Origin of the sequence: Micromonospora sp. KC723, assembly GCF_004348595.1 — a bacterium.
Lineage (GTDB): Bacteria > Actinomycetota > Actinomycetes > Mycobacteriales > Micromonosporaceae > Micromonospora.
Map to the genome: position 1 here is coordinate 1 of NZ_SMKD01000013.1, position 12,074 is coordinate 12,074.

Annotated in this window: 9 protein-coding genes; 5 read left to right on the forward strand and 4 right to left on the reverse strand. The window is 74.1% G+C overall.

Annotated features, from left to right (window positions below; translation table 11 throughout):
• Positions 1-142 precede the first annotated feature (142 nt).
• A complete protein-coding gene (locus E1165_RS05300) occupies positions 143-1,573 on the forward strand; it encodes a GH1 family beta-glucosidase (RefSeq protein WP_132388291.1) in 1,431 nt (476 codons plus the stop codon).
• Between the two features lie 69 nt (positions 1,574-1,642).
• Here the strand turns inward: E1165_RS05300 and E1165_RS05305 are convergent, their stop codons facing one another.
• The 3 genes from E1165_RS05305 to E1165_RS05315 form a co-directional block, all read right to left on the reverse strand.
• Positions 1,643-2,056 carry a roadblock/LC7 domain-containing protein gene (locus E1165_RS05305; protein ID WP_207916605.1) on the reverse strand — a complete coding sequence of 138 codons (414 nt, stop codon included), beginning with the start codon at positions 2,054-2,056 and terminating at the stop codon, positions 1,643-1,645.
• Between the two features lie 5 nt (positions 2,057-2,061).
• Positions 2,062-4,593, reverse strand: a complete 2,532-nt coding sequence (locus E1165_RS05310; protein ID WP_243704597.1) for a nitrate- and nitrite sensing domain-containing protein — start codon at positions 4,591-4,593, stop codon at positions 2,062-2,064.
• A 71-nt stretch (positions 4,594-4,664) separates the two neighbouring features.
• The gene (locus E1165_RS05315; protein WP_132388297.1) at positions 4,665-6,095 is read right to left on the reverse strand and encodes an FGGY family carbohydrate kinase; all 1,431 of its coding nucleotides are present in this window, start codon (positions 6,093-6,095) and stop codon (positions 4,665-4,667) included.
• A 264-nt stretch (positions 6,096-6,359) separates the two neighbouring features.
• Between E1165_RS05315 and E1165_RS05320 the strand changes: the two genes are divergently transcribed.
• Positions 6,360-8,336, forward strand: a complete 1,977-nt coding sequence (locus E1165_RS05320; protein WP_132388299.1) for an anthranilate synthase family protein — start codon at positions 6,360-6,362, stop codon at positions 8,334-8,336.
• Positions 8,337-8,401: 65 nt separating this feature from the next.
• Here the strand turns inward: E1165_RS05320 and wrbA are convergent, their stop codons facing one another.
• Positions 8,402-9,022, reverse strand: coding sequence for an NAD(P)H:quinone oxidoreductase (gene wrbA, locus E1165_RS05325; RefSeq protein ID WP_132388401.1), 621 nt, complete (start codon positions 9,020-9,022; stop codon positions 8,402-8,404).
• Between the two features lie 82 nt (positions 9,023-9,104).
• Between wrbA and E1165_RS05330 the strand changes: the two genes are divergently transcribed.
• The 3 genes from E1165_RS05330 (at position 9,105) to E1165_RS05340 (ending at position 12,066) form a co-directional block, all read left to right on the forward strand.
• Entirely contained in the window at positions 9,105-9,593 is a 489-nt protein-coding gene (locus tag E1165_RS05330; RefSeq protein WP_132388301.1) for a GNAT family N-acetyltransferase, read from the forward strand.
• A 491-nt stretch (positions 9,594-10,084) separates the two neighbouring features.
• Complete coding sequence (locus tag E1165_RS05335) at positions 10,085-10,807, forward strand: PRC and DUF2382 domain-containing protein (protein ID WP_132388303.1); 723 nt, start codon at positions 10,085-10,087, stop codon at positions 10,805-10,807.
• 188 nt (positions 10,808-10,995) lie between these two features.
• On the forward strand, positions 10,996-12,066 hold the full coding sequence (locus E1165_RS05340; RefSeq protein ID WP_132388403.1) for a winged helix DNA-binding domain-containing protein: 1,071 nt from the start codon (positions 10,996-10,998) through the stop codon (positions 12,064-12,066).
• Positions 12,067-12,074: the final 8 nt, after the last annotated feature.

The following is a 12,074-nucleotide window of genomic DNA, read 5'->3' on the forward strand; positions in this document are numbered from 1 at the left end:
CCCCAGACCCCCATCCCCGGCCACCGGCGCGGGTCCGGCCCATCTAGGCTGGCAGCCGCCCGAGGAGACGGCCGGACCGTCGCGCGCCCGCCGTGGGAGCGCTCCCGGCCGTCGGGTGGCCCGCACCGTGAGGAGAGCTCCCATGTCGATGCACCCCCGACAGCGACTGCCGCGCCGCGCCGCACCCTCCGCCGCGGTCTCGGCCGGCGACGGCACCCCGCCAGGCATCGACCCGACGGGCTCCCCCGGCACTCCCACGCTGCGTTTCCCGAGCGACTTCGGCTGGGGCGCGGCGACCTCGGCGTACCAGATCGAGGGCGCCGCCAAGGAGGACGGCCGAGGCGAGTCGATCTGGGACACCTTCAGCCGCACCCCCGGACGGACCCGCAACGGCGACACCGGCGATGTGGCCGCCGACCACTACCACCGCTGGTCCGAAGATCTGGACCTCATGCGCGACCTGGGCCTGCACAGCTACCGGTTCTCCGTATCCTGGCCCCGCGTCCAGCCCGACGGCACCGGCCAGCCCAACCAGCGCGGCCTCGACTTCTACCGCCGCCTCATCGACGGCCTGCACGATCGCGGGATCGCGCCGATGGTCACCCTCTTCCACTGGGACCTGCCCCAGTCGCTGCAGGACGCCGGAGGCTGGGAGAACCGGGACACCGCGTACCGCTTCACCGACTACGCCGAGGCGGTGTACCGCGGCCTGGGCGACCAGGTCCCGGTCTGGTTGACCGTCAACGAACCGAAGACCGTGGTGCAGAACGGCTACCTCCAGGGGCACCACGCTCCCGGACGCCAGGACCCGGACGCCGCGTACCTGGTGGCCCACCACCTCCAACTCGCGCACGGGCTGGCGGTACGCGCCCTGCGCGCCAGCGGCTCCACCGCCCGGATCGGCCCGGCGCTGAACCTGCACCCCTGCTACCCGGCCGACGACACCCCCGCCGCCGCCTCGGCAGCCCGGTTGTACGACGGCTACGAGAACCGCCTCTACCTGGACTCGATCCTCAGCGGCGGCTACCCCGAGGACGTGCTCGCCGACCTCGGCGCCGGCAGCCGGATGGCCCAGGGCATCGCCGACGGCGACATGGAGATCATCTCCACCCCGGTGGACCTGCTCGCCGTCCAGTACTACACGCCGTACTACGTGACCGCCGACGGCCTCACCACCCGGCGTTGGCCCACCTCCCAGGCCGACTGGCAGCAGATCTACCCCGACGGGATGTACGACATCCTGACCCGGATCACCCGCGACTACGGCCCGGTCCCGATCACCGTCACCGAGAACGGGCTGCCCTGTCCGGACGTGCCCGGCCCCGACGGCGTGGTCGACGACACCGGCCGGATCGCGTTCCTGCGCGACCACATCACCGCCGCGCACCGCGCCATCGCCGACGGCGTGCCGGTGGAGAGCTACCACGTCTGGTCACTGCTGGACAACTTCGAGTGGGCCGAGGGATACGAGCAGCGCTGGGGGCTGGTCTACGTGGACTACACCACCCAACGCCGGGTGCCCAAGCGCAGCGCCCACTGGTACCGAGACGTCATCCGCGACAACGGACTCTGAGCCGAACGCCAACCGGTGCGTCCGGACCACACCCCGAAGGTGCGGTCCGGACGCCCGGGGGCCGTCGTGTCAGCGCGGCAGCGCCTGCTGCAACTCGGCACGCAACGCCGGGGTGAGCATCTCGCCGGCCTGCTTGGCCAGCCGGGCCATCTCGTACCCCACCACGCCGATGTCGGCCTCGGCTCCGGCCAGGGTCGCCAGAATCGAGCCGTCCCGGATCTGCATGACCAGGAAGTAGCCGCGCCCCATCTCGACCACCGTCTGCTTCACCACGTCGCCGTCGAACATCTGCGCCGCCCCGGCCGTGATGCTCATCAGCCCCGAGGTCACCGCGGCGAGCTTGTCGGCATGGTCACGGGGCAGGTGCGCCGAGATCGCGACCAGGAGCCCGTCGGAGGAGACCACCACCGCGTGGGCGACCCCCGGCACCCGCTCGGCGAACGCGTTGACCAGCCAGCTCAGGTCCCGTGCCTCCTGGCTCAACGTCGTCACTGTCGTCCCCCTTCGCTGTGCACCCCGCCCTGCGGCAGGGTCATCCCACTGTTCTCCTCGGCCTCCGCCCGGCGGACGCCGCTGTACAACCTGGACAGCATTCCGCCGACCGCCTCCGGGTCCGGGTCCTCGCGCGCGACGGGGACCGTGGGCCGGGCAGGCTCGGTGACGGCGGACAGCTGTGCCATCGGCACCCGGACGGGAAGTCCGCGAGCACTGGTGCCTCCGATCACCGGCGTCACAGGCGGCTCCGGCGTCACATGCCCGGTGGACGCGGGCGAGGCAGGGGCCGGCCCCTGCCGGGACCACCAGCCCCCACCGGCCGGGTCCGGCGAGCCCGCCGGCGCCAGCACGTCCTCGGCACGCAGCGGCACCGGACGGGCGGAGCTGGGCGTCGGGTCGGGACGCCGACCCGCCACCGGCAGGTCTCCGTGCTGGGCACGACCCGCGCGGGGCACGGTACGTCGACGCCGGGTGGTGCCGGCGCCTCCCGTGGTGATCATTCGAGTCGCCGGCGGGTCGAGCTCCGGCATGGGCGCCGGGCTCAGCAGCACGGGTGGCACCAGGATCCGGGCGACCAACCCCTCGTCCGCGGCGGACAGGCGCACCCGCACCCCGTGCCGGGCCGCGAGGTGGCTGACCACGAAGAGCCCCATCCGCTCGGACGCGGCCACGTCCGCGGCCGGCGGCGCGGCGAGCACGGCGTTGGCCCGCTCCAGAGCGGCCCGGCTCATCCCGATCCCCTGATCGATGATCTCCACCAGCGCGCCGGCGCCCTCGCGCCGCACGCTCACCCGGACCAGGGTGTCCGGTCGGGAGAAGACCGTCGCGTTCTCCAGCAGCTCGGCCAGCAGGTGCACCATCTCGCCCACGGCGTGCCCGATGACGTGCACGTCGGCCACCGAGTCGTGGCGGACCCGCTGATACTGCTCGATCTCGGCACTGGCCGCGAGGAGCACCGCGCCGAGGCCGACCGGCCGGTTCCACCGCCGGGTCGACTCGGTGCCGGCCAGCACCAGCAGGCTCTCGTCGTTGCGGCGCATGCGGGCCGCCAGGTGGTCGAGCTTGAACAGGTTCTCCAACTGGTCCGGGTCCGTCTCCTCCCGCTCCAGGTCGTCCAACAGCTCCAGCTGCCGTTCCACCAGCACCTGGCTGCGTCGGGCCAGGTTGACGAACATCGCGTTCACGCTACGGCGCGTCTCGGCCTGCTCGACGGCGACGCTGACCGCGCTGCGGTGCACCGCGACGAACGCCTCCGCGAGCTCCCCCAGCTCGTCGAGGGAGGTCACCACCGGCGGCGTCACCTCGATCGTGGGCAGGTTGCCCTGCACCGAGCGCAGCCGGTCCAGGGCGTGCGGCAGCTCCACCTGCGCGATCTGCAGGGCCTGCCCGCGCAGCAGCCTGATCGAGTTGGCGATGGAACGTCCGATCAACAGGGCGAGCAGCACGGCCAGCCCCAGCACCACCAGAATGCCGCTCACCACCGCCAGGGTGGCCCGCAACTGCTCGCCACTGACCTCGTCGGCCCGGGTCGCCGCGTCGTCGAGCACCCGCGTCTCCAACTGCCGCAGCAGCTCCTGCCGGTGGGCGCTGGCGTCCCACCACTGCTCGGCGGGGAGCACCGCCGGCCGGGCACCGCCGCTGGCCAGGCTCTTCTCCTCCAACCGTGTCGCCTCGACGAACCCCGGGTCGACGGAGGCGCGGTCGTACAGCTGGATCTGCCCGGTGGTCGCGGCGACACGGAACGCGCCGAGCGCGGCCAACTGCTGGGTCCGCAGGTCGGTCAGGGTGATCTGGTCGTCGATGTCGTACCGGCCGGCACGGGCGGCGGCGTAGAGCTGGGCGCGGACCCGCGACGACAGCTCCTTGACCCGGGCCAGCTGCACGTAGCGCAACACCGCGTCGGTCAGCTCCGGCTGCTCCTCGCCGGGCGAGGGCTCGGCCAGCAGGCCAAGCAGCGCGTCGACCGCCCGGTGGTAGTTGCTCAGGATTGTCTCGGGGTTCAGCACCGCCGGCAGGATCGCCGCGCGGATATAGCGGACCTGGTCGTACGCCTCCAGCGCCTTGCCGTAGGAGACCCGCCAGGAGGCGTCGGCGTCGGCCAACGGCGCGGCGGCCCGACGCAGCTCGCCGGCCGCGGCGTCGGTGGCGTCCTGGAACGGGCGCAACGCCAGCGCCGACGCCGCCCGGTCCGAGGACAGGCCGTCCCGCCGCAGCTCGGCCAACTCGCCCGCCGTCCGGTCGCGTTCCTGCTGGAGCCCGTCCACCAGGGCGCTGATCTCCCGGCCGATGCCGACCTGCTGGGCGAAGTCGCTCAACGCGGTCGTCCGCCCCACCAGGGTCGTGGTCTGCACCCCGGCCAGCACCAGGAAGGCCACCGACGGGATGACCAGGACGGTGGCGAGCTTCGTCCGCATGCGCCAGTCCCGCAGCCGCAACGGCGACCGGCGCCGGTGCGGGGCGACCCCGACACTGGACCGGCCGCCGCCGATCTGCCCACCCCCGGTCGGATCGGGACCTGCGCCCACACCTGCCTCCTCGGTCCCTCGCTCCCCCTCGTCGGGGAGCGGGGTCCATCCAACCAGGCCGGCGAACTGTGTCAACGGCCCCCGGGGCTCCCACCGGCGGCCGGAGCGGCGGGATGTGCGGGCAAGGTCGGGGACGGCTCCTCCTCCGTCCGGCCGGAGCCGGCGAGCCGCTCCGCCGCGGCGACCCGCCCGAGAGCCACCAACGCCGCGCCGGTGGCCCCGATCTCCGGCTCGGAGCGGTGCCGGACGCGACGGGGAGCGAGGGCGGCGGCGAACGCCGACCGCCACCAGGCGGACGCCGTCACCGCGCCCCCACCCAGCACCACGTCGACCGGGTCGTCCACCACGGACTCCAGCACGGCCAGGTCGTCGGCGACCATCCGGCACAGCCCGCTCATCAGCCCGGCCAGGATCTCCACCCCGGTGGTGGAGAAGCTCAGCCCCCGCAGTTCACCCGCCCCCGCACGGACGGTGCCGGGCGGCCGGTCACCACCGAGGCGCGGGTTGGCCGCCACCCCGCCCTGCGGGGGCACCCGGGCCAGGGCCACCTCCAGGTCCGGTCCCTGCGGCAGCCGCAGCTCGCGGTTGGCCCAGGCGAACAGGTTGCCGCCGCAGGAGTAGGCGGCGCCGGTCACCACGTGCTGGTGGTCCACCCGGTACCGCCAGAGCTGCTCGGGCAACGGCGGCAGGTCGGCGTCGGCGGGCACCCGCTGCACCAGGCGCACCGCGGCGGAGGTGCCGACGGTGACCGCGGCCCGACGCGCGTCTACGCAGCCCGAGCCCACATTGGAGGCAGCCCCGTCACCGATCGCCGCCGCCCAGTCGGCGCGGGCCAGCGGTGGCCAGCGCCGCGCGTGTTCCGGGCGCAGCCGACCGCGCCAACCCGACGGGGCCAGCTCGGGCAGTTCGCCGGGGCGTACGCCGGCCAGCGCGCAGGCCTCGGCGTCCCAGTCCATCGCGCGCAGGTCGAGCAACCCGGTGCCGGAGGCCATCGACACCGACGTGGGGGCCGCGTCGAGCAGCTCACCCAGGACGTACTCCGCCAGGCCGACGAAGCGGCCGGCCGGGCCGCAGCCCCGCGCGCGCAACCACGGCAGCCGCACCGACCAGTAGGAGCGGTGCCACCAGGTGCCGGTACGCCGGTGGAAGTCGGCCGGGTCGGCCGGACCGACCGCGCCGGGCAGCGGCTCGGGACGGGTGTCCAGCCAGGTGAGCACGGGTCCGAGCGGCGTGCCGGCGGGGTCGAGCGGCACCACCGAGTGCCACTGGGCGGAGACCGCGACCAGCGCCACGTCACGCAGGTGCCCGCCGTCGGCGAGCTCGTCCAGGCACTCGACGAGGCAGGCGAGGTAGCGGGCCGCGTCGAGGGTCCCGGTGCCGTCGTCGGCGACCGCCACGCGCACCTTGCGGCGGGCCAGCACACCGGGCAGCGGGTCCGCGTCGGCGTCGAGCACGAGCCCGCGTACCGAGGAGGTGCCGAGGTCGAGAGCGAGAATGTTCATCCCGGGTCACGGTACCCAACCCGGGGGCCGGCGACGCCGTGATCGGCCCCCGGAGCGCACCCCACGAAGTGGGAACGGCTACCGGGGTCGGACGGGCCCGCGTAGGGTGACGGCATGCTCGCGCCCCTGTCCTGCTGGTGGCCCGCCGACCCGGCGGCCACCTTCCGCGCGTAGCTTCCCGCGGCCGCCCGACGAGGCGGCCGCCGGTCTCTCCCGGCTCCCGAGCCGCCCCGGCGGACGGCGACGTCCTTCGAGGAGACCCCGATGATCCGCCCGCACCACCTGCTCACCGCCCTCGCCCGGGGTGCCGACCCCGGTCCGTTCGCGCTGGTCCGCCGCGAGGGCGCCGCTCACCTGGACCTCTTCACCGGCCCGGTACGCGTCGCCGGCCGGCTCGCCGACCTGCCGTTGCCGGACGGTCCGGCCGGCCCCCGCACGTTGGCGTTGGTGCCGTACCGGCAGGTCGTCGAGCGCGGTTTCGCGTGCGTCGACGACAGCGCCCCGCTGGAGTACCTGGAGATCACCGGACACGTCCCGATCGCGCTGGCCGACGCGCTCGCCGCCCTGCCGGAGGCACCGGTGGTCGCCACCGGCGCCGCGTTCGACGTCACCGACGCGGAGTACGCCGGCGTCGTCGGGCGGGTCCTGGCCGAGGAGATCGGGCGCGGCGAGGGGGCGAACTTCGTCATCCACCGCACCCTGCGCGCGACCGTGCAGGGCCCACCGTTGGCGGCGGCGGCGTCCGCGCTGCGCCGGCTGCTGCTCGCCGAACGGGGAGCCTACTGGACCTTCCTGGTGTACACCGGCACCCGCGTCCTGGTCGGGGCGAGCCCCGAGCGGCACGTCAGCGTCGACGACGGCCTGGTGATGATGAACCCGATCAGCGGGACGTTCCGGCACACCGGGGCCGCGACGGACCGGGAGGGGCTGCTGCGCTTCCTGCGCGACCCGAAGGAGGTCGAGGAGCTGTACATGGTCCTCGACGAGGAGCTGAAGATGATGGCCACGGTCGCCGAGCACGGCGGCCAGGTGGTCGGACCGTACCTGAAGGAGATGTCCCACCTCACGCACACGGAGTACCTGCTCGCGGGGCGGGGGACGCGGGACGTCCGGGAGGTGCTGCGGGAGACGATGTTCGCCCCGACGGTGACCGGGAGCCCGATGGAGAACGCCTGCCGGGTCATCGCCCGGCACGAGCGCACCGGCCGCCGCTACTACTCGGGGGTGCTGGCCCTGCTGGGCCGTGATGCCGGGGGCCGGCAGACGCTGGACGCGCCGATCCTGATCCGGACGGCGGAGATCTCCCCCGCCGGCGAGTTGCGGGTACCGGTGGGGGCGACCCTGGTACGGCACTCGACGGCCGCCGGTGAGGTGGCCGAGACACACGCGAAGGCGGCCGGGGTACTCACCGCGTTCGGCCTGCACCCGCGGGTCTCCGTTCCCACCACGCCCGCCCGCCATCGCCCGGCCGGCCCGGCGGTGCACCCGGCCGGCCCACCTGGGCGCGCCCCGGAGGCGGTGCTCGCCAACGACCCGGAGGTGCGGGCGGCGCTCGCCGAGCGCAACGCCCCGCTGGCCCGGTTCTGGCTCGACCAGCGGGTGCCCGGGGCGACCACCCTGCCCGGGCTGGTCGGCCGGCGGGCGTTGATCGTCGACGGCGAGGACACCTTCACCGGGATGCTGGCCCACCAGCTCGGTGCGCTCGGCCTCGCCGTCGAGGTACGCCCGTGGCGGCGGCCCGGCCCGACCGAGGCGTACGACCTGGTGGTCGTCGGCCCCGGGCCGGGTGACCCACGGGCGGCGGGCGAGCCGAAGATGGCGGCGCTACGGGGGCTGCTGACCACGCGGTTGGCCGCCGGCCTGCCGACGCTGGCGGTCTGCCTCGGCCACCAGTTGCTCGCCGGCCTGCTCGGACTGCCGTTGCACCGGCGGGAGGCCCCCTACCAGGGGCTGCAACGTGAGATCACGGTCTTCGGCACGCCCCGGCGGGTGGGCTTCTACGCCACGTTCACCGCCCTGGCCGACGCCGACCGCGTCGCCACCCCGTACGGGCCGGTGGAGCTGTCCCGCGACCCGGTCGACGCGGCGGTGCACGCGCTGCGTGGGCCCGGCTTCGCCGGCGTGCAGTTCCATCCGGAGTCGGTGCTCAGCCGGGACGGGATGGCCGTCCTGGCGGACCTGCTGGGCCACCTGCTGGCGCATCCGGCACTGATCGGGCCGGGTTCGCCGGGTCGCGGCTAGGGCCGGCGGCGACCGGTCGCCCGGACGGGTCCTGCGTCCCCGCCGGGCCACCGGCCGGCGGGTGGTCAGCCGGCGGCCAGGCCGTGCCTGAGGGCCGTGCCGATCTGCACCGCCCGCTTGGCGGTCAACGCCGTCGCGGCCAGCGCCACGTGGTCCGGGGGGACCTCCCCGTTCTTGCTGGTGTGCGAGGCGCCGTAGGGATTGCCGGCGACGAACTGGCTGGGGTCGGTGTAGGCGGGCGTCACCACGACACCGCCCCAGTGGTGGAACACCGTGAACAGCGACAGCAGGGTGGATTCGTGCCCGCCGTGCTCGGTGGCGGTGGAGGTGAACGCGCTGTAGACCTTGTTCGCCAGCGCGCCGTTGGCCCAGAGCGGGCCGGTGGTGTCGATGAACTGCTTGAGCTGCGCGGCGATCATGCCGTAGCGGGTGGGCGAGCCGAAGATGACGACGTCGGCCCAGGCCAGGTCGTCGATCTCGGCCTCCATGACGTCCTGGGTCTCCAGCCGGTGCGCCTGCCAGCCCGCGTTGGAGCGGATCGCCTCGTCGGGCGCCAGCTCGCGCACCTTGCGCAGGCGGACCTCGGCACCGGCCTCGCCCGCAGCCTCGCAGGCGGCCTGTGCCATCTGGTACGTGATGCCGGTGGCGCTGTAGTAAATCACCGCGACCTTGACCTGGCCGTCCATCAGATGATTCCTCCTCATCTCGGGTCAGCTTCGGCGACTACCCGTTGCTTGCGCCGTCAAACGTCGGTGTCATGCTCGGAAGGTGGAGATCAGGGCGGCAACGGACACCGACTGGCCTGGCATCTGGCCCTTCCTGCGCGAGATCGTCGCGGCCGGGGAGACCTACACGTGGCCCCGGGACGTACCGGAGGAGGAGGCCCGCGGGATGTGGCTCGTCCGACCACCGGGGCGGACCGTGGTGGCCGTGGACTCGGCCGGCACCGTGCTGGGCTCGGCGAAACTGGTGCCGAACCAGGCCGGCCCCGGCGACCACGTCGCCAACGCCAGCTTCATGGTGGCGCCGGCCGCGGCCGGCCGCGGTGTCGGGCGGGCCCTGGGCGTACACGTGCTGGAGTTGGCCCGCGCCGACGGCTACCGGGCGATGCAGTTCAACGCGGTGGTGGCGACCAACACCCGGGCCGTCGCGCTCTGGCGCTCGCTGGGCTTCCAGGTGGTCGGCCGGGTGCCGGCGGGCTTCCGGCACCCGGCCGACGGTGAGGTCGACCTGCTGGTGATGCACCGGCGGCTCTGACCGTCCCGCCCGGCACAGCTCAAGATTTCCGCAAGTTCCGCGTGGGAGCGGTGCCACGGTCGCCGTCGACCCGGGATCCTGTTCGCACGGGTGTCGACGGTCCGCAGCGGTCGCCGGCACGCCGGGGGGACCTGAACGGGGGATCGCGCTCCGCTCGCGGAACGGCGGGCGTAGCGCGATCAGGGGGCCCGTTCCACCTGGGATCCGCCAGCGGGTCGACGGCCTGATACCGCTCATCCGGTGAGCTTGTCGTGCAGGTCGTCGACCCGCTGCGGAAGCAGCCCGCCGGGTGGCCATCGCGTGCCTCTCCCGTCGTCACCTCGCAGGTCGTCGCAGCGCGCCGGCTGGGCGCATTCCGACCCCCGGGGGCACTGACCCGCACGTCCCGGCCTGGAAGCCACCGGTCGTGGCGCCATCCGCGCCGGCTCGGGCGAATGCTGCCCCGGCCCGTCGGGTAGGCGGGTGGTGACCCACGAGAGGAAGGACGAACCATGCGACTGACCGAACAGCAGGTCCGCTCGCTGTATGGGCAGGACGTCCAGGACCGCTCGGGCGCGAAGATCGGCAGCGTGGCGCAGGTCTGGGCCGACGCCGCCGGCGAACCTACCTGGGTCAGTGTCAAGACCGGCGTGATGGGCCACCACGAGCCCATGGCCCCGCTGACCGGGGCCGGCATGTCCGAGGGCAAGGTGACCGTGCCGTACGACAAGGCCACCGTCAAGAGCGCGCCGACCGTCGAGGCCGGCACCGACCAGCCGCTCGGCGCCGACCAGCTCGCCCAGCTCTATCGGCACTACCAGCTCCAGCAGCAGGAGCGTCCGCCGCAGCGGATGTCCGGTTCGCCGGAGCTGACCCGGTCGGAGGAGCGGCTGCGGGTTGGCACCGAAAGTCAGCCGGCGGGCACCGCGCAGCTGCGCAAGCAGGTGGTGACCGAGGACGTGCACACCACCGTGCCGGTCGAGCACGACGAGGTGCGGGTGGTCCGCGAGCCGATCACCGATGCCAACCGGGGCGACATCCGCCCGGACATCCGCGACGAGCAGCGGGAGATGGAGCTGCGCGCCGAGCGTCCGGTGGTCAGCAAGGAACAGGTCCCGGTGGAGCGGGTCCGGCTGGCCAAGGACGAGGTGGTCGAGGAACAGCCGATCGACGAGCAGGTTCGCCGCGAGCGAATCGACGTCGACGTGCCGGAACCGGCGCGACGGCGCCGCTGACCACGACGGTCACGGCGCGCTGTGGCGGCCGGGCGGACGGGCGGGAGCCCGTCCGCCCGGCGTCGTCGTTCCCGCGTCCGGCGGCCGTGACGTCGGCCGCGTGTCGGTGGTGCCACCTAGGCTGACGGTCGATTCCGAGAAGGGCGGCCGATGTGCGGTTGACCGGTGACGAGGCACTGGCGTTGCGGATGACCAGCCTGCTGCTGCGGGAGCACCCACGGGACCGGCCGGAGACCGTGGCCGGCGTCGTGGAGTGGTTCGGCGCCATGCAGGCCCAGGACGTGGCGAGCGGCATGTGGTCACTCGGTGTCCGGCTGCCCGGGCGCACGGCGGCCGACGTACAGGCGGCGCTGGAGCGGCGGGAGGCGCTGCGCACCTGGCCGATGCGGGGGACGGTGCACCTCGTACCTCCTCGGGACGCCCGGTGGATGCTGGAGGTCACCGGCGTGCGGACGCTGGCCGGGGCACAGCGGCGGCGCGAGGTGCTCGGCCTCACCGAGGCCGAGGCCGACCGGGCCGCCGACGTGCTCGGCACGGCGCTGGCCGGGGGCGGCCGGCTGACCCGGGCCGAGTGCCTGGCCACACTCGCCGGGGCCGGCATCGACTGCGCCGACCAACGCGGCTATCACCTGCTCTGGTACGCCAGCCAGCGCGGCGTGACCTGCGTCGCCCCGCACATCGGCACCGAGCAGACGTTCGCCCTGCTCGACGAGTGGGCGCCCGACCCGTACCGGCCCGAACGTGACGAGGCGCTGGGCATCCTCGCGACCCGGTACTTCCGCGGCCACGGGCCGACCACCCGGCAGGACTTCGCCGGCTGGACCGGCCTCACCGCCGCCGACGCCAGGCGGGCGGTCGCGGTCGCCGCGGACGCGCTCGCCACCGTTAAGGTGGACGGGGTCGAGGCCCTGCTCGACCCGGCCCTGCTCGACGCCCCCCGGGCACCGCTCGACGACGTGCTGGCCCTGCCCGGCTTCGACGAGTACCTGCTCGGCTACAAGGACCGCGCGCTGATGCTCGACCCGGCGCACAAGCAGGCGATCATCCCGGGTGGCAACGGCGTCTTCCAACCCACCGTCGTACGCGCCGGCCGGGTGATCGGCACCTGGAAGCGCACCGTGACGAAGACCCGGGTCCGGGTGGCGGTGCGTCCGTTGGTCGGTCTCGATACGACGACGCGCGAGCGGGTGGCGGCGGCGGTAGATTCGTACGCCGTCTTCCTCGGGCTGCCGGCGCGGGTGGAGTGGGCGGACTGTTGAGGCCGGCC